This window comes from Chitinophagaceae bacterium C216 (genome assembly GCA_028485475.2).
Classification (GTDB): Bacteria; Bacteroidota; Bacteroidia; order Chitinophagales; family Chitinophagaceae; genus Niabella; species Niabella composti.
Window position 1 is genome coordinate 3,167,428 of record CP144143.1, and the last position, 23,161, is coordinate 3,190,588.

15 protein-coding genes are annotated in these 23,161 nt (G+C 39.0%); all 15 read right to left on the reverse strand.

Translation table 11 applies throughout. The features are described from left to right. Positions 1-97 precede the first annotated feature (97 nt). Positions 98-1,354 (reverse strand): sialidase family protein, encoded by a 1,257-nt coding sequence (locus PIECOFPK_RS13580; protein WP_409966143.1) that lies wholly within the window; start codon positions 1,352-1,354, stop codon positions 98-100. A gap of 8 nt (positions 1,355-1,362) precedes the next feature. Beyond that, positions 1,363-3,273, reverse strand: a complete 1,911-nt coding sequence (locus tag PIECOFPK_RS13585; protein WP_409966144.1) for an exo-alpha-sialidase — start codon at positions 3,271-3,273, stop codon at positions 1,363-1,365. A 42-nt stretch (positions 3,274-3,315) separates the two neighbouring features. Further along, on the reverse strand, positions 3,316-4,857 hold the full coding sequence (locus PIECOFPK_RS13590) for a RagB/SusD family nutrient uptake outer membrane protein (protein WP_409966145.1): 1,542 nt from the start codon (positions 4,855-4,857) through the stop codon (positions 3,316-3,318). A 15-nt stretch (positions 4,858-4,872) separates the two neighbouring features. Beyond that, positions 4,873-7,674 carry a SusC/RagA family TonB-linked outer membrane protein gene (locus PIECOFPK_RS13595; protein WP_409966146.1) on the reverse strand — a complete coding sequence of 934 codons (2,802 nt, stop codon included), beginning with the start codon at positions 7,672-7,674 and terminating at the stop codon, positions 4,873-4,875. Between the two features lie 13 nt (positions 7,675-7,687). After that, on the reverse strand, positions 7,688-9,124 hold the full coding sequence (locus PIECOFPK_RS13600; RefSeq protein WP_409966147.1) for a fasciclin domain-containing protein: 1,437 nt from the start codon (positions 9,122-9,124) through the stop codon (positions 7,688-7,690). A 7-nt stretch (positions 9,125-9,131) separates the two neighbouring features. After that, a complete protein-coding gene (locus PIECOFPK_RS13605; RefSeq protein ID WP_409966148.1) occupies positions 9,132-10,673 on the reverse strand; it encodes a RagB/SusD family nutrient uptake outer membrane protein in 1,542 nt (513 codons plus the stop codon). Between the two features lie 13 nt (positions 10,674-10,686). Then, a complete protein-coding gene (locus tag PIECOFPK_RS13610; protein WP_409966149.1) occupies positions 10,687-13,914 on the reverse strand; it encodes a SusC/RagA family TonB-linked outer membrane protein in 3,228 nt (1,075 codons plus the stop codon). Between the two features lie 15 nt (positions 13,915-13,929). Beyond that, positions 13,930-15,870 carry a fasciclin domain-containing protein gene (locus PIECOFPK_RS13615; RefSeq protein WP_409966150.1) on the reverse strand — a complete coding sequence of 647 codons (1,941 nt, stop codon included), beginning with the start codon at positions 15,868-15,870 and terminating at the stop codon, positions 13,930-13,932. Between the two features lie 150 nt (positions 15,871-16,020). Then, a complete protein-coding gene (locus tag PIECOFPK_RS13620; protein ID WP_330973722.1) occupies positions 16,021-17,244 on the reverse strand; it encodes an MFS transporter in 1,224 nt (407 codons plus the stop codon). A gap of 74 nt (positions 17,245-17,318) precedes the next feature. Next, the gene (locus PIECOFPK_RS13625; RefSeq protein ID WP_409966151.1) at positions 17,319-18,398 is read right to left on the reverse strand and encodes a galactose oxidase; all 1,080 of its coding nucleotides are present in this window, start codon (positions 18,396-18,398) and stop codon (positions 17,319-17,321) included. Further along, positions 18,395-19,348: a dihydrodipicolinate synthase family protein gene (locus PIECOFPK_RS13630; protein WP_409966152.1), complete on the reverse strand. Its 954-nt coding sequence runs from the start codon at positions 19,346-19,348 to the stop codon at positions 18,395-18,397. The genes PIECOFPK_RS13625 and PIECOFPK_RS13630 overlap by 4 nt, the downstream gene beginning before the upstream one ends. Before the next feature lie 6 nt (positions 19,349-19,354). Further along, on the reverse strand, positions 19,355-21,022 hold the full coding sequence (locus PIECOFPK_RS13635) for an exo-alpha-sialidase (protein WP_409966153.1): 1,668 nt from the start codon (positions 21,020-21,022) through the stop codon (positions 19,355-19,357). 99 nt (positions 21,023-21,121) lie between these two features. After that, the gene (locus PIECOFPK_RS13640; protein WP_409966154.1) at positions 21,122-21,823 is read right to left on the reverse strand and encodes a FadR/GntR family transcriptional regulator; all 702 of its coding nucleotides are present in this window, start codon (positions 21,821-21,823) and stop codon (positions 21,122-21,124) included. An 88-nt stretch (positions 21,824-21,911) separates the two neighbouring features. Continuing rightward, on the reverse strand, positions 21,912-22,676 hold the full coding sequence (locus PIECOFPK_RS13645; protein ID WP_330973717.1) for an endonuclease/exonuclease/phosphatase family protein: 765 nt from the start codon (positions 22,674-22,676) through the stop codon (positions 21,912-21,914). Between the two features lie 10 nt (positions 22,677-22,686). After that, positions 22,687-23,121 carry an acyl-CoA thioesterase gene (locus tag PIECOFPK_RS13650; protein ID WP_330973716.1) on the reverse strand — a complete coding sequence of 145 codons (435 nt, stop codon included), beginning with the start codon at positions 23,119-23,121 and terminating at the stop codon, positions 22,687-22,689. Positions 23,122-23,161 lie beyond the last annotated feature (40 nt).

Below are 23,161 nucleotides of genomic sequence, written 5' to 3' on the forward strand. Positions count from 1 at the left end.
CAGTAGATGATCACAGAGAACCTCCTTACTATACCCCAAAGAATGAAGCAATCAGAATGATTGAACCTTTCTTTAAATAAGGCAGATATTATCATTATTATTTCTGTTTTATCCAATCGATATCAAACTTATGGAAATCTATAGCAAATCTTCGATGAGCAATCTTTTTATTGGGATAATAATACACTTCAGTAAGAGCACCGACCTTTCCATCTGTTAAATTCATCAACGATGAATACCCACCATAAACAACTGAATCAGTGCACAAAAGACTTCTATCTAAAGTCGGGTATAATAACTTTGAATATTTCCATGTCGTACCATCATCTTCACTTAATCGCACAGTCATCATACATCGATTTCCTACTTTATCTATACCACTGTTTGAAGAATTTAAAAAAAGTATAATATTGGGGACAAAAGAATATCTCAAGATTGAACCCTGACAACGAGGATCTGGCAAATTAGGATCTCCCGTAAAATCAGTAAATCCAGATTCTATAGTTCCCCTCGCAATAAAACGTGTATGACTTTTATTCCACTCAGTTCCTAATGGGCGATCATTTCTCATCAACAAACCATCAGAAAGTTCTACTACAGTGCCTTCAAATGTTCCTCGGGGTAACAACTGATACTTCCAAGTCAAACCGTGATCATCACTATAAATATTACGTCCTCCAGCTGGAATAATTAACCTACCAGCTATATCTCCCTTCTTCACCTGAATACCGATACCGGGTCCCATCGCATCCCAACTGTATTTTTCAGGTAATAGCGAAGCAGTCATATCTATCGGAACAGCCCAATTCTCTCCATGATCATCGCTATAGGTAACAAAAACTCTCCGCTGCCCCCATTCTTTTATGGGAAGATAAGTTTTGCCCAAATAGCTTCCCCCACGCTGACTATGATGCTCGTCATTCCATGAAAGAAACAGCCAAATACGACCTGTCACTTCATCTGTTACTGCAGTAGGATTTCCCCAAGTTCCTTCACCTTCCGAAACTATAACTTTTAACTCCGACCATGTATTGCCATTATCTTTCGATAACTTATATACTACATCGATATCTCCGTAATCATGCACTGAATGCTTGCGCCCCTCGGCAATTGCAATGAGTGTACCATTAGTAGCCTTTATAAGGCAGGGGATGCGATAACTGTTATAATGATCTGCTTCGTAATCAAACAGACGTATTGTGTGTATCGCTGCCCCACTAACATTTTCTTGTATCTGAATGTTTAACGCCGGAGCTATATACTCATTTTTATTTTGAAGACCGCTACGCCATAGCATGCAGGCTGTGAGACCGTATAGCGTTAATAATCCCGTTATATATTTAGACCGGAGCATAAAGTACACTATTGCCGGTAAATAACAATCCCCTCCTGCGGAGAATCTACCCCCCCTTCAGTAACTATAATCAGTTTCCCGTTACTGTTCACAACAGCATCCATTTTACCTACAGGAGCAAAATAATCTCTGTATGCGATTTTGGTAAATAAAGGCCCCATACGCTGAAAAGTACTTCCGTCATTACTGCTTACAAACAGAGTAGGCGAAACTCCGTAGGTAGGACCATTATACACTTGGGCATCTTTTTCTCTATCCACGGGGCTAACATAGTAAATCTGATTATCATGTTTGGCCAAAACACCGTCATACATATGTCCGTAAGTTGCAGTATTAATGCCCACTGTAGAGGCAGGTACTACGGCAGACCAGGTTTGTCCTCCATCATTACTATACGATATATATCTGCTTTGAGGTGAGGTATTCGTATGCGATAAAATAAGCATCAGCTGTCCTGTAGACAACTCCACAACAGCAGCTGAATTAATATTGTTCGCTCCTGTTACTTTATCGCTCTGATACCAAGTATTACCCTCATCATCGGATAATGCAACACGAACAATACGATCACCATACACTATTGGCATTACCAGACGATCACGATAATCAGCAGACTTTAATTCAATACCATGTCCTGACGTACTTTTCAAATAACCGCTGGCCTCATCCTGCAAACTAGAAGTAATATCTACCGGTTGCGACCATGTTCTACCATTATCTGTAGAGACTATCTGCATTCTTTTCTGGTCCGAAGGAGGATAAGTGTAAGTATTATTGCTTAAAGAAGGCGATAGTTCGCTATAATGCAAAATCATCTTGCCCGAATTGGTTGTAATTACCTGAGGGAATCCATAAGTTTTGTCTGTTCCATCTCCTACAACTACACTAATCTGCTCGCTCCATGTATCCCCCCCATCTTCTGAGCGTTTCATAATGATATCGGTATTACCTACTGGTAATGTGTGTTGAGCTACCCGTTCGTATGCAGATGCAGGATTACTCCGCCCCTCTGCAAACAATAACAGATCATTGTTCGGGGCTTTCGCTAAAGCAGGATGCTGAATACGTGTATACCCTTGCTCGTACTCATGCATCACGTACTCAACAGTATACATGTCTGAACTTTCTATATAGAAATCATGAACAGCAACAAAGTTTCTCCATGGCCTAATGGCTGGTGTAAAATAGTAAAGCGCTTCGCTTGGCACTTTGAAATAAAAACACAGAACTCCATTCACCTTAGTGTAAAATACATTATCATGTATCACCACCTCCCATTCGGCAGGGAGGCCAGGAACAATCACTTCATTCACTGTAGGCCATCCGTTAGCAGGATTGACGGATATACCTGTTTTACCATAAAGATCAACAAAAAATGTAGGTGCGACGTTGCTATTGCCATCAAAGCCAAACAAGAAATCACCGCCTGTTTCCCAACTTCTTCCCAATAGCAATCCAGCTGCAGTACCGCTAAATGTCCCCACTGAGAATTTAACATACATGTAGAAGCTCTTCCCTGCCCCAATTGGAACAAAATATTTAGAAGACACCCAGTTGTATCTAAAACTATTAGGATCTCCACCCAGATGATCAGCGTCGGTTAAAGGGTAATAGTTCCGATGAGGAATTAATCGCATAGCATTACTTTCCTGCACCCAAGATACAGTATCATGCATGGGACGATAGTCTGTAAATCCTTTAAATAATATCTTATCATAATACGGTGCACCGTCTTTCATTAACCAAACGCCGGCCTGCCTATTGTCGTCAAACGGGAAGGGCAAAGAATCAATCCCCCCCTTCGATGCGGTATCCTCAAAAGGTCCTGGGAATTTAAAATGTTGTTCCTTATAGCAGCTGGACGTAGTAAATACTAGCAACACAACAACACATGAAGTAAACATTAAAAGCTTATTCATCGGAAATATTTTTAAAATAGAACTTATTTCAAATTTGAAATGTTATTCCCACAGTGTGGGATTAATAGGAATATACCAGTTATCTTCATTTAGAAGCTTTACCCTTACCTGCTCCTGCATATTCTCATCTTCATATTTTAGTGGAACAACTGCAGCCAGTTGGTTCTTCTCCGAAAGTTTTGACCATAGCATTAAATCATACCACCTTCTTCCTTCAAAAGCAAATTCTCTAGCCCTTTCTTTAAAAAGCAGTTCTAGCATATATTCCTTATTAGTATAATCAGTTTCAGCAATATTTAGCTCTGGCAAGCCTCTAGCAGTGCGTAGCATATTTACAAAATTGAATGCCGTAGCATAATCATTTAGCATGAGATCTGCAATAGCCTTATATAGATACGCATCCGCACTTCTATAAAAATTCCAACTCGCATCACTTCTGTATGGTTCCCGCATTGATGCCACATTATTCGTTCCTATAAATTTCCATATTACATCATATCCCTCTACATTCTTTACACTAAAGCTGGTACGTATATCGTTTCCTTCTTTAGAAAAAATAGTATCCATAATAGGCATATTGGGTTTCAGGTAATATTTACCACCGTATGACGCAAAAGGGCTCGTAAATTCCTGAAGACGGTTTGTCTCAAAACTATTATCATATCTATAACCTAATAAAAACATAGAATGTAACGAAGCATACGAACCCGTAAACTGGTTAATCCATGTACCGGAAGAACCTAATGTGTGATTATTGTTTCTTACTGGGGAGTTAGCAAAGGCTGATGCAGCCTGATATTCTCCCAACCACAATGCCAGTTCCGCAGCAAAAGTAGCCGCCATCACTTGTGACACTCTCCCGTATCGCTCTTGAGCCGGAAGGGAGTAATTATTCCATTGATAATTGATAGGCAGCATACCTAAAACTGTTAATACATCATCATAAATCATGCGCCACACTTCATCTCTATTTTTAGGATAATAAAAACTTTTTCTAATCTCATCAGAATCCATATTACGCAGGTTCCTACGCAAAGTGTCACCAGCCTCATTTACATAAGTAATTCCCTCCGCATAATCCGAAAGTATAATAGGGAATGTCTTAAAGTTTCTCAATAATAGATAATACGCATAAGAGCGTAACAGCAATGCTTCCGCATAAAAAGCACCTGCATCCCTATCAAGTATTTTATCATCTAGACGAGCTACATCATAAACCTTCTCCATCTGGCGGTTACAACGTGCAATAGTTTTATAAATACCTGCATAATTGGTATAAGGATTCTGCTCGCTGATATTATTAATTACAAACTCATTAATATATGGATCGGGCTCTGCTTGACCTGTTGTAACCATATCCGCTCTAGCATCACCCCATAACAAAAATTTATGGACTTCCTGTGTAAGCGGAGCATACATACCCATTGCACTTGCGTTCAGGTCGTCTCGATTTCTATTAAAATCTTTATTCTTTATCATGGAATATGGATCCACATCATACAATCTCGAACACCCTCCTAAAATCAATAAAAGCAGCAATATGATTACGCATTGAGGCCTCATTTTATTTATAATAAAACTCATATTTATTGTTTTTCATTAAAGAGATAATTTAAGTCCTAATATTACAGCCTTGGGTAAAGGAGTACCTCCAAAATCAATTCCTCGTAGTAATACATCGGTTGAAGAAATCACCTCAGGGTCGGCTCCGCTATAAGATGTGATAGTAACGAGATTTTCTCCTGTTATATACACTTGTAATCCCTTTATAGTTTTACGACTCTTGAAGGGCACATCGTAATTAAGTGTAACATTCTTCAAGCGCATATAACTACCGTCTTCTACCCACAAATCAGACATTGCACCATTATTGGAGGGATCACCGTAAACAGCTCTACTCAAACCACTACCAGGCTCCATCTCCGAGCGCCATCTGCGGGAGACGTCAGGAGACTGATTTGAGTAATCATTCATCACATGCATTTGCTGTTTAAACCGATTATAAATATCATGACCCATTGCATAGGTCCAGAGTATATCCAGTCCCCATCTATTGTACTTAAATGCATTTAAAACTCCTCCAAAATACTTAGGCAATGGATTACCTATTATCTGTCTATCTTGCTCATTTATTTTACCGTCATTGTTGAGGTCTTCAATAATATAATCCCCAGGTAGATAGTTTGTACCGTCAGACTTTTTGAGATCTACATCATCAATGCTTCGAAATACACCTAACACTTTGTATCCGTAGAAAGAGCCGATCCGCTCCCCGGCTCTTGCGATACCAGTGGTATTATCTATAGTACGGATAGCATCTCCATTACTTAAAGAAAGTACATCATTTTTTAATGTTGCCAGATTAGCCGTTAACTGCCATTGAAAATGTTTATTTTGTACTACCAATGCAGACAGGTCAAACTCCCATCCCTGAGAAGAAATTTTGCCATTATTTTCAAACTGTGGATCCAATCCTAACTCAATAGGATAATTCTTAGAGGTAATTAAACTATTTGTATTCTTCTTGTAATAATCTACCCCTAAGTGGAATCGATTTTTCCAAAGCGCAATATTTAATCCTACATTATAAGATGTGGTAATTTCGGGCATAATATCTTCATTGGCAATATTTCCAAGATATACACCCCCATAACCAAAATAACGAACAGCATAATACAAATCATAATGATAATATCCTCTCACATCACTGTTACCACTTCGTCCCCAGCCTGCGCGTATTGTTAATTGTTGATCACTTTTTCGATCCAAAACATCTACTTTCAAATCCGCACCACCATATAGCGTCCATCTTCCCTTACGTCCGAAATTAGAAGAACCATCTGTCCCAATATTTGCAGATAAAGAAACTCTGTTGAAGAAATCAAAATTACTAGCGGCATAGAACCTCGTAAGGTTGGTTATAAATTTAGAATTGGATGCACTATCTACTGTACCTTGCGCCAATGTTTCATAATCATCCGTACCTGCATTAATCTTTCTTGCATAAAGCGATTTATCTTCGTACCGTTCGATCCATGCTCCGAATTGCGCGTCATATTTGACATTATCAGCAATCTGACCATACTTACGTAGATAACTGTTCCATATTAAAGTAAATTCACTAGACTTACGATTAGCATTCTGCCTGATGCGGTGTTTGTCTGCTACAATACCCAAGGCAGGACGATATTGATTCTCACTTATATTATAGTAACTTACTGAAAGACCTGTATTTAAAAAGGTATTCTTTGTTAATAAATATTTCCCTGATATGGATCCATCTACTCGATTTTCTTCATTTTTATTTCGCATATTTTTCACCAAAGCCCAAGGATTACTTTTCCCTAATATGTCAACATCTTCGAGGAGGTTTGTACGCAACCCTTCATTATTATATGCATATTGTGCCATAAATGGTGCTTTAGTAGCTGCCGCATACCAAGGATGTATCGACCAATTATAGCCTTGTTCATGATAAGACGACCCTGTATTAGCATAACTCAAATTGTTGGTAATATCAAAACGCTGCGACACCCTATAATCCAGATTAAAGCGCATAGTAGTGCGATTAAAATCTGATTCTAATAACGTCTCTCCCTTGAGGGTATGTCCTATACTGAACATATAATTAGCCTCGCCGAAACCTCCCTTAAGCTTCAAATGAAAATCATTATACCGTGCTGGTTGCTCAATCATTCTCACCCAATCAGTATTCTGATTATACATAGCTATGCTAGGGTCAAATATGGGATTTGCAGTAAGCTGAGCCTCTGTGGCCCCGTTTTCTAACATGTAATCCCATAAATAAGATTTAAATTCTTGAGCATTCATACGCTCAATCTTATAGTTGTTGCGCATATATCCAGCCCTAGCGGTAAAGTCGATCTTTGTTCCTCCCAGCTCTCCCCTTTCTGTCACCAGATATAAAGCTCCGTTCGCCCCTCTTCCTCCTAATAAAGCAAGCTGCTCTGGGTTATTTATAACAGCGATATCCTGAATATCATTAGTATTTAAAAAACCAAATCTTGTAGGCTCATATGTAGAAAGGAAAGGACGTTGTGAACGATTATATCTAACAGGTAACCCATCTACAAATATTAGAGGGGCAGACTGAAGATTAATACTATTAATACCCCGCATCATTAATAGTGGTGCAGAAGCAATTACTCCTGACTCTGTCACATGAATACCTGAAGCTCCGGGTAATAGATTGGCAAAAGATAGCCCGCTACTTTGTCTTAACAAAGGTACTGTGTCTGTAGACCGGATGATACCTAACTTATCAATACCTGAAAGTGTTACACTGTCCTGCGATAGCTGTCCACTCGCATTCGAGACAGCTAGCGCAAGACACATTACTCCAATATGTTTTATGCTCCAATATGTAAACTTAAATTTCATTGTAATGGTTTAATTAATCAGTTATTGGAATCAACTCAACAATATCCATTAATAAATCGCAACAGTAACTTGGATTCTTATTGCTACCAAAATCAGCAAAAGCAAAATATAAAGTAACATCGGATCGCTCATCAATATTTATTTCACCGCAATTATTATACACCAGATAACTCCATTCTTCGAACGTACCATCTTGGGCGGCCATATTTACTCCTTCGTGTACGATTTCATTATTGTATATAACAATGTACTTGCCACGCGTACCACCCGATCTGTGAATCATTCTGATTCTATATTTGCCTGCAGGTACATCTGGTATTGTCATCCAGAAATAATCTCCTACTTGTATGGCATTGAATGCAACAATCTTATTTTCCTTGTTCTGATGGTAACTCTGAGTTCCTGTATTAAGGGTAATTGTTGCTGGAGCGTTGGTGAATACATTTTGTGCACCATAGGGACTTCCAGGCGGATAAAGATTGAAGCGTATAGTAGCTAATGGAGCCTCTACAATTTGCAACATAGTATCCAACGTATGCAAGATCCCATTGTTGCACACCCGATTAATTCCCAAAGCTGTATTTGAACTAAATGGAAAATTTTTATTGGCAAAATATTGGCCGTATAAGTTTACATCAAAACTTGTAGCTTCTTTCGTATATAGTGAGTAGTAACGCTTCCCCGCCATGTTATTCAAAAAATAACCAGAGTCTGCTATAATATGATACTGTGTCCACTCCTCTAGATTCTCAATAGCATCCTTAGAAAAACCAGATTTCAATAGAGCTTCATCGGTTTCGACCAACAATGTAATAGTACTATCCTTCAAATAACTTAAATATCCCATTTCTTCAAATATGGACAACATTATGTTATAGCGCCCGGAGCTTTGTAGTGTTTCATAAATGTTTTTGGTGGGAGGCATGAGAACATAATCCAGCACGTTTACATATCCGTTAGCAAGTTCAATATTACTTTCAATTATTTTAGCCGCACTATTTAATCTGATCGAAACATAAGATTCACTGATATCAGCAATCAAATATTTATTGTTAAACATAGTAGGGGCGGGCAAAGGCCCAAATTCCAATTCATTAGAATTAACCTTCTGCATTAATAAATGATATCGTAGATAACTCAACCAGTATTCAGGCTCCTTATCATAAATAGAGTTAATGGTTTCCCCCTCCTGAGCCAACGTCTGAAACAATTTCTCAAAAGCCTCATTATTGGGGACAAACAAAGTATAGGAGCCAGCTGTTTTTAATAAATTACGCTGCTTAGTATAATCAATTAGCTCTCTAAATATGCTTAAGTCTTCTCTCCCCTCTATATAATCCATAATTTGCAGCTCGTCTGTACTGTCATAGCGTGCACCAGACAACTCTCGTTTACAAGAGCAAAATCCTAATATTAAAAGTAGGAGCAGTATTAATGGCAGACGATTCATACTAATCTTATTTATTTTTATAAAATTCTTTTTGATGTAACAAAGGGTTATTTTCAATTTCAGTTCTATGATAGGGCAAGAACCAGCTTTCTGGATTTAGCAATCTCGCACGAATAACTTGATAGGAATAACCCATAGAATTATTTGTTGCCATCTTTTCTAATAATAATTCCTGCATACCCTCTCTCCTGGCCATCCTTACTAAGGCAAACCATTCTTTACCTTCAAAGCACAGTTCTGCTTCACGCTCAAATAACAATCGCTCGAAGAACTCCATTCCTTCGCCAGCCTCGCCTGTTGTTAACAGTGGTACATCACAATGCTGGCGCACCTGATTAATCATATCTTCAGCTTCTTCATACCGACTCAGCATTGCTAGCGCCTCTGCTTTCATAAATAATATTTCGCGATATCTATAAAAAATATAACCTGTAAGACGACGGTTATTAGAGGGTTTATAAGATAGTTCGTATGCCTGCTGACCCAAAAACTTGTACACTTCCCAACCTCCCCCATATCCGTTAGAGACATCACTTTTTCTAAATGTGGAATACTCCTTGTATCGAATGGTATCTGAACTCTCATACTCCGGTAATGTAGATGGATACAGTGTTTCCTCAAACGCTAACCTTGCATTACGAGAATTCGCTAAATATCTAGCTCCATCAGAAGAACCAGTTGAAAAATGCGCAAACCAGTTATAGACAGGAGAAGATAACCCGGTTTGAGTGTATTGTAACTCAAAGATAGTTTCGGACGAATTACCTGGAGTAAAAATGGAATACCAATCTAAAGAGCTCACCAAGCCAGAAGCATACTGCATATCCAAAGGTTCACACAAATCCAACACTTGTTGATACTGATTACGCCACAGTTTTACATCGGCCCACAAAGCCCGAACGGCATTCTTAGTAATACGTCCATATTTGTAAAGCACATTATCAAATGTTTCTGGCGCATTTTTTAATGCATAATCCAAATCTTCTTCAATAAAATTTAGCACCTCCTCTTCGGATGAAGCTGCAGTATTCATTTGTTGAGTATCCGATTCATAAGGTTCCTTAATGAGCGGAACTTCCCTGAAAGCACGCACTAAATAAAAATAGTTTAACGCACGAAGCGCATGCGCCTCACCCAACATTTGATTTAATTCCGCTTCTTTAAAAGTAGGATCCTTAGAAAGAGCTAGAGGAGCATTTTTGATAAACGTATTAATCCACCCTACTGAGCGGTATACATTCGACCATGAAAGCAGACCGTTTGTCGTATAAATATCATGCGACATAAACTGTCCATAGCTTGAGGTAAAGGCATTACCAGGACCAGGTTCGTAAAAGCTAGACCTTATATCACCCCAAACATGAAATGAATTAAGACTGTTATGCAGAGATGTATACAATCCCATTAAGGACGTGTGCACCTGATCTCGATTTTGCCAAAACTCATCATGTATCAGATTATCGGGTTTATCCACCTCTAACAGTTTATTACAGGATATCAATAAAAAGAATATCTGAACTACGATTATATATGTGAATCTTGATTTCATCTTCGGAGCACATTTATAAATGAATATTTAATCCTACTGTATACTGACGTGAAGGAGCTGTAGTACTTCTGTCTATACCAAATAGCGCTACACTTCCGGTAATAGGCACTTCGGGATCCAGCCCCAGATACTTCGTCCATGTATACAGATTATAACCAGTTACAAAAAATGATAATTGCTTTATTCCAAGACCTAACTTTTGAAGAAACTGTTTACTAGCATTATAAGTTAGAGATACAGTCTTTAAACGTAGATAGGATCCATCTTCCACCCACCGGGTAGAGGCTACGGCGTTCCAACTATTATCAGGCTGAGCTCGAGGAATATCAGTTACATCCCCTTGTCTTCTCCAACGTGCCATAATCGATCTTGACTGATTATGAGAGTAGCGCATCTGTTCCATTTGTATGCGCGTAGCATTGATAATATGATTGCCTGACTGATATTGAAAATTAACGGTGAGTACCCAATTTTTATAATTGAATGTATTATTCCATCCCCCATAGAATAATGGATTTGCATCACCTATTTGTACACGATCTAGCTCATTAATCACACCATCTTTATTAACATCTTCATAAATCATATCTCCACCCGCAAACTGCCGGCCAGTTGCTGATCCGTATCTCATGTATTTAGGAGTAATACCATCTGCTTCATAAATAATATTTCCCTCATCATCTCTAAGTATTGCATCCTCGTCTCTTGCGTATACGCCTAGTGCTCTATATCCATAGAATCCTCCAATTACATCTCCTTCTTGCAGTTTGGATGTAAATCCATAAGCGCTCACTTGAAACGCCTGTTCATTAAACAATGGAGGTAATTCTAGTAGCTTGTTTCTATTTGTAGCAATGTTAAAAAAGGATTTCCAGCGTAACTTATTCCCTCCGCCTTTCAGTATAATAGCCGTTATGCCCAACTCCCAGCCACTATTACGTACGGTCCCAAAGTTGATATATTGAGAAGAATATCCCAGAGTAGAAGACAATCGTTCTTCCAACAAAAGATTTCTTGTTGTGCGCGAATAAAAATCTAATTGTCCTGTTACTCTATCATTAAACATTCCCCAGTCCAAACCTGCATTATATTCTGTTGTCCTTTCTTCTCTAAGATTATCACTTGCAAACTTTGATGGATACGTATAGGTTTCTCCTAAATATCCTGTGCCGGTACCATAAGCAATATCATATAAGTTATCCAGTGAAGGTAAATTCCCGGTAACACCGTAAGCAAATCGAGGTTTAAGGAAATTAATCCATTCCACATTTTGCATAAACCTAGCCTTATTGATCTCCCATGCAGCACCAATAGCCGGAAATACAGAGTAAGGATTATCGTCCCCATAACGAGAATCGCCTTCACTTTTTCCGGTAATAGTCAGATAATACTGATCTTTTAATGCGTAGTGTCCCTGAATAAACATCCCCAAATACTTACTTGCACCATAGGTTCCAGTAGCATTAGAGATAATCGCAGAGGCATCGGCGGATCTTAATTCCGGTGACCCTCCATTATAATACTCAATTTTGGTGGAGTTATTTCTGTTGATATTATAGGTAACTACTCCTGTAAAAGTCAATCGATGATCCGTCAAGCGTAGTGCATTCCAGGTGAGGCGATTATTGTTATTAATCATCAATTGATACCCTTCGGTTTGTACTCCGGCATTATAAACATTCTCTCCCGGTATTGCATTGGTAGCATATCCCGGTAAAAAATATTCATCCGCAGATTCCCTGAAGTCAGTAGAAACCTGAGTTCTAAACTCCAGATTACTCAGAATTTTATACTCTATGGCTGTATTCGCCATAAAGCGGTTAGCCTTAGTAAGATAGGTAGAATAGTCGATTAGGGCTAAAGGATTATATCTGCTAAGAGCAGATATGGTCTCTGTTCTATCAACAAAATAGTTTAGTCCATTTTTGGAGTATACGGGGTAATACGCAGGAGTCTGTCGTGCTATCAGCAAAGGATTTAATTCTTGTCCTTCACTTTGAATAGGATGATTCTGCCCTCTTTTATCAGTTAAAGAATTGGTATAATTTAAATCGGCCTGAACTCTTAATTTATCCGATACTCTGTAATTGAGATTAAAGCGTGTATTAAAACGATCATATCCGGTTCCTTTTGTAGTACCATACTGATTGGCATATCCCAACCCCCAGTAGTAATTGAGACGATCCCCACCACCTGTTAATGCAGTATTGTATTGCTGATAGATACCCTTCCGTGTAATAACATCCATCCAATCGGTATTATTATTATACATCCATGCATCCGAACGAGTTAGATCACCTCTTAATTGTGGATAAGATGTTCCATCATCAATACCTCCGGATGTTTTCTCAATATAATAAATACGTTGTTCATCTCCCGATAGCATTGGGATGGTGCGGGGCACTTCAGTCAATGTAAATTTTGAGTTAATCTGCAGTTGAGCTTTTCCTCGTTTTCCTCTTTTAGTCTGAATTACAATCACACCGTTCGCCCCTCGAGAACCGTAAAGAGCCGTAGCTGATGCATCCTTCAAAATATCAATAGAAGCAATATCTGACGGATCCAAATCTCCGATAGGGCTAAAACCAAAATCTGTGATACTGGACACTTTGTAATCATTACCGATAACCTCGGCCCCGTCAATAATCCACAAAGGATCATTCATACCGGATATGCTGGAAATACCTCTTATTCTAATGCTGGCAGCAGCACCCGGATCGCCACTGGCGGCAACCACCTGTATCCCTGGTGCCATACCTTGCAAAAGTTGATCAACATTAGTTACAGGCATTTTATCGGTATTTTCCAGATCAACGGAAGCTACAGCACTAGACAACTCACGACGATCAATAGACAAAAAACCGAGGTCGGCTTTTTTCTTTATGGTAGACACTACAGTAACATCTTCTATCGTACCGGCGTCCTCTACCATGGCCACTTCAAAATATCTCTTATTATTGATAACAAACTCTTGAGTAGTATAACCTATATTAGTAAATACTATTTTATAAGCCTGTTCCGCTAATACTATCTCAAAAGAGCCATCAGCCTGAGACATAGTTCCCGCAATAGCAAGATCATTTCTGTTTACAAGCATAACAGAAACTCCGGTCAACGGTTTTTTAGAAGCCTTTTCATATACAACGCCCTTAATGCTAGCCGCTTCCTGAGCATCTAGTCTAATAAACACCAACATAAGCACGCAAGCAAAGAATGTTGCTTTCAAATAGCCATAATTCATATTAACCCAATCGTTTTAAAATAAGCTATTAATTTTATGTAGCACACCATTACTCGCCTGTAGATTTGCTACTACAGGCTGAATTGTAGTCCCTAATTCATTCGATACCGAAAAAGTTTCCCAACTCCCGCTTATCGTTAATCTATTACCATTACTATTAGTAATTTGCCCATTAAAATCACCATCACTAAAGATGTATCTATTCGGAATAATGTAGGTCTGTAAAAAATATCGTAGTTCTTCGACAGGCATGGTATTTACATTAATGCCAGCTTCGGTAATGACTGAATTCACAGGCGCAAAAACACTGTATGTAAAGAAGCCTGTCAACTTTAACTGTGCTGCCATACCTACCCTGTCAATAGCAGTTTTGAATAATGATAAATCAGGATGTTCAGCAATCTTATTATATACGGATAGTGTATCATTTTGCCTGTCAAGCGGAGTAAGAAAACCATCAACTTCATATATGGCTCCATTTACTCCTTCCCATGTAGCTGCTGATGTTATAAGTTGAACTGAATTACCAGTATAATCATAGAAGCGTCCGTTGTCATATAAAACATATCCGAAGTTTGTGGGATAAAACTTTTTGCGAAATCCACCTTCAGCGCGCACATCAACATTTAAAATTCCGCTTTTGCATTGATTGATTCTGTATGCACGCGTAGCATCATTCATATCTTCTGCTAAAGGAGTACCCCAAACATCGTCGGACTGAATCAGAATGGTAATAGGACTATGCTGATAATTCAACCCATCGAAAAGCCCTGATGCCATGCCTGCGTTTGAAAACATCCAGTTCCACTGACTATATTTTTTCTGAAACAGATATACCCCACCTACGGCACTATGTAAATGTGGCGAAAGAATTAATTGATTCGATTTATAAATAATACTATTACTTGCTCTGATAGAGCCTGTTACTATAGAAGGCAAATGCATAATCATAGATATGTTACCACCTGAAAGCGCCTTCCACTCTGCTGAAACGTCGTCAAAATTGCTTTTATAGGAAATGTTAGGAAAAATACAAGCTCTAAGCAAGGCAGTTATCACTAGCTGAGGAACTGAATCAATTGTATTATCAAGATACGGTAAATAAGGTTGAAAATAATTGAGAATAGCGTCATTTGTAGGAACAAAGATGGTTGAGAGCACTGATTCATCAGCCAGGTTTCTTCCTATACTATAACTTTTATACAGTGTGGTATCCACCCAACCAAACTCATCCTTCTCACCTAACACATATTGTACATGTTTTTCCAACCACGAACTAAAAATACTCGTTTCCGGATCACTAGCCAGCGCTTCATCTGTACGCAAGGCTATATCAAGCGGCTGTCCCAATACGTGTATTACACCATTGCTTGCATCAATATCAGCCTCTGATATCGGCACATTATCTACCCATAATGTATAATCCTGCGGTTGTTGATTGTATAAAGATACATAATCATCCAACTGCCTTGTTAAAAAAGATGTACTGAATAAGCGCAGCCTCTTACCGGGAGTTTTCCCTTCTGTTCTGGAACTAAAGACCGTTGCACGAGTTTTATTTAAGTCGCTGCTTGCTCTATCGTAAATCTTATTAATATCATACTCATAGTACATACCATTTATAAAATGATAATTGACGTATTGACGCAGTAAGGTCTCAGGAACACTTTCCAAAGAAGTATATCCTAGCTTAGAAAAGTACTGCTCCACATACTCGTCCCGGGGGGCCAAACAAGTGTACATCGCAGAGCTACCAAGCGTTTTACGTAAACCAAGCTTATCAACAATGCTTACAAATTTTGCAAAACGACCATCGGCTTCTAGTACTTCTATAATATTTTTATCGAGCGTATTTTTAGGATTATAATACACATCCAGCTTCCTAGAGCAGAATGAAAAAAACACGGATAGTATTAGAAGCAAGCAAACAGATCGATATTTGTTCAAAGACAACATATCCCTTTGATTTAACCTTTTGAAAAGATGATTTTTAAAATCTAGCAATCAATCGTTACATACAACAAGCAATAATGTAGTTATGTTCTACAAATATACAACATTGAAATCTTTACTCAAAGTTTTTTACCTTTCCCCCAATCGAACAACTTAAACCATCTCCTGATTTTTGGGACGCAATACAATCAACTGTAATATCAATACAACTAACACAACTACAGACATAAGCGCAAAGTCTCTTCCCAAACTGCCTGCATCGGTTGAACGACCTAAAAAACTTGTAATAAAAGCGCCAAAGAATACCCCTACCATATTCATTAATCCATATGCTGTAGCACGATATCGAGCAGGAACAAACTGGCAAAGAATAGGCATATTATTGGCATCGAACATTCCAAAACCAATACCAAATAATATAGCAGCTAATACTAGTATTGCAATCGTATTTCCAAATCCTAATAATATTATCGAAGGAATGGTTAGAAATATTCCAATAGCGCTGGTATAAATTCGTCCTCTTATATTTCGCTGCACCCACCTGTCGGATAAAAGGCCTCCAAAAATGACCCCCAGAAACGATGATGCTGCAATTGTTATGGTAGCTATAGGACCTGCTTTCGACATCTCAATATTTAGTGTATCGGAAAATAACGTAGGCAGCCAATTTTTAGTAGCCCATCCAGGTAGGCTGGGAATCGCAAAATATAGTAGTATCACCCAAAATGCTATATTAGTCAACAACCAGCTTATACCGGAAAACAATCCAGACTTAGATGTTACCGCTATTGTATCATTACTATTATCCCCTCTCTTTTCCTTAAGTAGAAAAAATAATACTGCTGCATAAACAACCCCTGCTAACCCAAAACCGAAAAAAGTATTTTGCCATGAGTATTCCTTTGCAAGAGTAGCGCCAAAACCGCCCAGTGCCTGCCCTACATACAAACCAGTCATATGAATACCTACAGCAAGGGAACGTGTTTTAGAAGTATGATAATCGGCTATCAATGATAGTGCGGCAGGAATATAAACAGCTTCACTAATTCCCATAATAGCTCGCAACCATTTCAGCTGCTCAAAGGTGCTTGCATAGCCCATTAGAAGTGTAACGGCCGACCAAATAAATAAACTTACCACTATTAAACCCTTTCTACTAATCTTATCTGCGATAACACCGCATGCGGGACTCATAAATCCGTATAACCATAAAAATATAGACATTAGAACGCCGAAATTTTCTGCGCTTTGTAACTCAACAATATCAACTTCCATTGCAGGGCGCATGGTAGACAGCATCTGCCTGTCGAGATAATTTAATAATCCGACTACCCACAATAAGGCAACTACTACCCATGGATACACTTTACCCTTCATTATTGAGCGCTTTTAGCTTGTATTATAATTTTACATTTTCCCATCACTTGCTATACACCTCACATCATATATGCTTAGTCCAATTTCACTGCAATTACTCTAGGAGTACGCGTAGCTGGTCTTACTTCACCCCCTGGCAAAACATATCGCTCTTCCCATAATACTGCAGTAGTCGTTACCGGAGCCCATATGCTATTGTTAGGCTGTAAAATGGCATCCTGATGTATTTGCACTTTAATCTCACCAGCCTTTCTCCATTCGTTATTTGCTTTATCATAACGAATAATATTCTTTGAAAAGCCGGGATGTCGCTCCCGCAAATCACTATTGGCCAGCGTTCCATCATCTCCTCCAAATACATATATACCCTCACTCGTTGCATAAGCTGGCGTAGGAGCTGCTACTGTAGCAACCGGCAAATCCTCAATTCGTTCCCATTTATCTGCTTTAAGTCGATATGCATCTGTAAGATATTTTCGTTTGCCATTAATAAGCTGTGCGCCGCTGAAAACATAAAAACACTCCTCATCCGAAGCCGCCACAGCCAACATCCGAGATGGGCCTGGAATATCAGCCAGTCTTCGCCAGCCATGAGTCATATCATTTAAATCCAGACAGAATAAAGTTCGCAGTGTCTCCAAATCTGAAGGTTGTTGCTGTCCTCCTGCTACATACACTTTACTTCCTACCAGCGCTCCACAACTATTAGCCAATGGAATGGGCAGTGACGGCAATGTGTCTATAATAATTTTGCCATCACTATACTGCAGTTGATACACATCTGCATAATGTCCGTCTTCATCACTACCGCCGATCAATAGCATGCCCCATGGTAAAGAAATAGATACACCATATCCAAGCTTCTTAGGTAACTTGGCCATATGTTTCCACTCTCCCATAGGAGAATCTAACACATAGATATCGTCGTACCATACTTTTGCCGAACCTCGCCACGGAGCCCCGCCATTAGGAAAATTGGATCCTCCAGCCACAACCAATCTGCCATTAATAACTCCGGCAAAGGCACCTGCAAATCCTACTGAATCTGGAATATTTGTAAAAGATTCCCAAACATGGAATTTCTTATACTTCTCCTGAGCAATAACCAACATCGATACTATAATACTAAGTGTGAATAAAATAATTCCTTTCATACATCAACTGAGCTTTGGCAAGCATACTCCTTGCGGGCGAGTTCCAGTTTTTTAAAAAAGTTTATCGCATCCAGATACTGCTTCAGTTCCGCAACCTGTACTTCATTCAATCTTCTGAGCGGATATCTACATCCTCCTAGATCTAGTCCGTCCAATCTAATTATCTCCTTTTGAGTAGGTATAGAAGGATACTTAGCCAAAGCCCGAATCATTTCATTACAGTCGTACTGAGCTGAAGCAGCTTCGGCAAGTTTTCCTTCGTTAAATAGCTGCATCACCTTATGGTACATGGGAGCCGCAAAACTGTAAGTACTACCAATAGCTCCTCTGGCTCCCATTACCAAAGCAGGCAATAACAACTCGTCGTAGCCAAATAAAATATCATATTTACCTTCTTCAAAACGCAAGCAGTCTTGGTACTCGTGCAAAGTATTAGCTGTATACTTTACTCCAGCCAAATTGGGAATAATAGGAGCTGCATGTTGTAAGAAGGAGATTACAGATACAGACACCCCGGTTATAGCCGGCATGTGATAGTAGTAAAAAGGAAGTTCTGGTGCAGCCATTGCGATCTGAGCCATGCAGTCCGCCAGATTAGCAGCTGAAGAAGGCTTAAAATAAAATGCAGCAACGGCTGATATTGCATCTACACCTACTTGCTGAGCATGTGCTGCAAGTTTTTGTGCTTCTTTAATAGAACTATGTCCCACATGAGCAAATACCTGAATTCGTCCATTAGAAGCTTTAACGTACGCTTCAGTTACCGCCATGCGCTCTTCGGTACTCATACTTAATCCTTCACCATTAGTACCGCCAACAAATACCCCCTTTACGCCATCTGCAATTAGTCTTTCTACTACAATCGGAATCAACTCCAGTTTCAACTCGTTGTTTTCATCAAAAGTACTAAACGTAGCCGCGAGCAGCCCTTCCGTTTTTCTCCTATGCATAAAACCTCATTTTATTAATTCAGTTAAAGAAATCTTTTCAAACACCAGATCTGCCTGGCTGCTTTCATATAATATTCCAATAGTTTCATCATCAACCGACGTGATACACGAATAACCTCTACCATTCAACTCATCCAACAATACATACTTATCTGTCGGCCAGGTAAGTCCATCATCAAAGCTTAGTTTTAGCGTAATATTATTCCGATGCGTTTTGGAATTGGGGTTTACAAAAAGTAGCACAGATCTATTCTTCCCGTCCAAAGATTTATAATCGTGTCGGCAAATACTCGCCATACAAACAGGTTCAGGCAAAGCATTGCGGGAAGTAGGGTGTACTTGCCAGGTTTCACCAAGATCTCTTGTAACTGCAACGGTACGACCGTTATCAGGACCAGTAACACCCTTATTAGCATTAGTACGCATGTTCAACATCAATGCTCCATCTGACAGTTCCACTACAGCACATTCAGTAGTAGATGAGGCAGAGGCAGGCTTACTGGTTTTCCAGGTTTTTCCTCCATCCTTACTATAAGTAATGTTTGAAAAAGCCTTCCCCGTAGTATCCCTCCCCTGTGTTGGAAATACAAGTGTTCCGTCTTTAAGCACAATTCCATTCCCTGGCGCCGGGGCCCACAACCACCATTCTTCTTTTTTACACATTGCAGTTAAATTAATTGGTTGCGACCACGTTTTTCCGTTATCTGTACTCTTCACTAATAAAAATTGTGAAGTTTGCTTCACGTCCAAACCAGGCTGCGACCCCCTATTGCGCCATTGATGGTTCCATACTGTGCTAGTATCGGTAAGTCCTTCAATCCATAGACCGTTGTTATCTAAAACACCATGCATCCACAATCCTGCCACAAAAACAGTATTGCTGTTTTTATCTACCAAAATACAAGGATCTGATACTCCATTAAATTTCTCAGGCAACCCTCCCCACATTCCCATATCCATTATAGGCTGCACGGGCGACCAAGAATTCCCTTTATCTGTACTTCGGCTTAAACCGATATCAATATCCCCTTGCAAATCTCGAGCAGAGGCATAACGCGCGTCATAAATGGCCAGCAAATCACCATTCGGAGCTTTAGCTATTCCTGGAATTCGGGAAGTATGAACATTATCCTGACCTGCAGACCGCACGGCTGTAGCTACACGGCGTGCTGGAACTTTTCCCTCATTTATTTTAAACCATTGACCATCTATATTCACGCTTTGAACAGCCAAATGAATCTCATTCCCCACTTCAGCAGTATGCTTAAGCTGAACCCCCAACCATAGATACTCATACTTCTTCGATAAACGGTATTGCCCGGATATATTAATAATATTATTATTTCCTGTTTCTAATATGAATTGCCCAAAAATCGATGCGCTCGAGAGGTTCTTCTGGGATAAAAAGTTACTATCGGTTGTACCCCAGATTTTTATTCCGACGATATCACTTAAATCAGTCGTTCCGGTCAAATCAATCCGAATAGTTTTCATATAAGCATGAGGATAAGCTTCTGCCCTATTAACACACAGTCGGGTAACAATCGTATGTGTATTTTCTTTTACCACCGGTACCACATAGTGCTTCTGATACACACGAAACACCTGCGCCTGTCCGGCTATCCCCAAAAACACAGCACCTAACAGTGAAATCGTCCTGATCAATCTTATCATATAAGCAAGCGATAAATTTATTTGTAGTTATGTACTACATAACAAATGTAGACAAAATAATTTACTCTCCAAATTTTTTAAAGAATTTCTATACTTATTTTATTTAGAAAATTTCTGACCCATCCTTTCGAAATGCGGCTTCAAATGCTCGTACATTCCCTTCCTGAACTCATTACTATCGCCTTTTTTTATAATCTCAACCAAATCTCTATGCGTAACACTCCCTGATTTATATTTTTTGCCCTCTAGCTTAATTACATATTCAAATACCGGAAGTAATAATAGCTGAAAACGATGCAAAGTTTCATTGCCACTAATATCATACAGCTTTCCATGAAAAGCAATCTCTTTATTAATTCGAAAGGCCCCTTCTGACTTATGTTTAGCCTTTTCTTCTTTTCCCACTATTTCTTCGAGCTCCTCTATATCCTTAGGAGTAATATTTGCAAATAAAAGCTCGGCAATTCCCATCTCCAACACTAATCGTAGTTCAAATAAATCTTGCAGGGTATCATCATCCATGATGGATGGATATAACATTTTTTCTATTGTTCCTGTAATATCAGGACTAGAAACGATCATACCCACTTTTTTCTTACTCTCTATAAGTCCCATCATTTTAAACTTACTGATAGCCTCCCGTACTACGTTCCGGCTTACACCTAAAGCATTTGCCAATTCAATTTCAGTGGGTAAAGGATCTCCTTTTTTAAAATTATTATCCTTAAAATATTTTTGCAAGCTGAGTTCCACATACTCAGCCATTGATTTTTTATCTATGGGTTTTATTTTATCTAACATATTGTTGTTTTGTAGCACAATTGCACAAAAATATTAAAAGATACAAAAACCTTAACTATCTAATGTAATAATGATATGGCAATCGTTCTTATTTTAGCGAAATATCAGCCATCACCGGCAGATGATCGGATAGATCATTTATGAAAACCCGATAATTTTTTACTCTTTTAAGATTAGACTTCTTCACGAATATATAATCAATCTTTCTTTCCGCACGGGGAGCGGGGAATGTAAATACATTACCTGTATCAGTATCCACAAAATACTTTTTAAGATAATTAATTTCAGGCGCTTCAGGCTTAGCATTCAGATCTCCTACAAATATAACCGGCATCTTCTCCTGACGCAGGTAATCAACCACCTCTTGTGCTTGCACCCATCTGCTGCTATCGTCCAAGGCAAAATGTGCCGAAGCCATAATTACTTTTTTACTCTTAGAGATAACAATATCTGCTACAATCATGGCGGTGGATGAAGACTTTGTCCCCTTCAATAACGTTAGACGTTTGTTGCGTATGTTAAGGATAGGATAGCGAGATAAAATACCCATCCCATAAGCGCCCCCCTGATAGGCGTAATGACGCACAAATGCATAATGCATCCCTGTTATCGCAGCCAGTATTTTCATTTGATCAACACCCTTCGTACGAGTGCACACGCTATCCACTTCCTGCAATGCAATAATGTCGGCCCCTGAGTTTTTAATAAAACTACCCATTTCATGCAAACGGTCGGTCTCTTCTCTATCGGCACCATGATGGATATTATAACTCATCACCTTTACCGTTTGGCCTATACACCATTGCAAACCGCAACTATACAACAAAATCAACAAAAACTTAAGACGTAGCATTTATATAAATTTAAATCCATTCAAAGTCCTCGGACTTAGGCATGGCATTGTATGTGGTTGCTACAATAGCAGGTGGGGTACACAGCTTACGCTTCACCGTATCCATCCACGCACCCTCTACAGTAATAACTGCAGCTACCGTATCGTTATTTTTCATTATTGTGTGACGAATAGAGAACCGACTGTAATCTTTTCGGGCTTTTACAAGCTTCAAATCTATAGTAACCTTATCTTCTTGCCTTATCTCCTTCTTGAATATAGCTTCTTCTCTGAACAATATAGGACCGATGTGTAATTCATGCATATTGGTAGTCGAAAGCCCCTGTTCATTTAAGAACGCTATCCGGCAATAACTTCCCCAATCGTAGTAAACACTATGGCGTAGGTGTGCATTCGCATCTAGATCAGACCATCGTATTTGCACTGGCAATATATATTGCTGCATATTTTTGTTTATTTAAAATGCGTACTACCTCAAACCTACA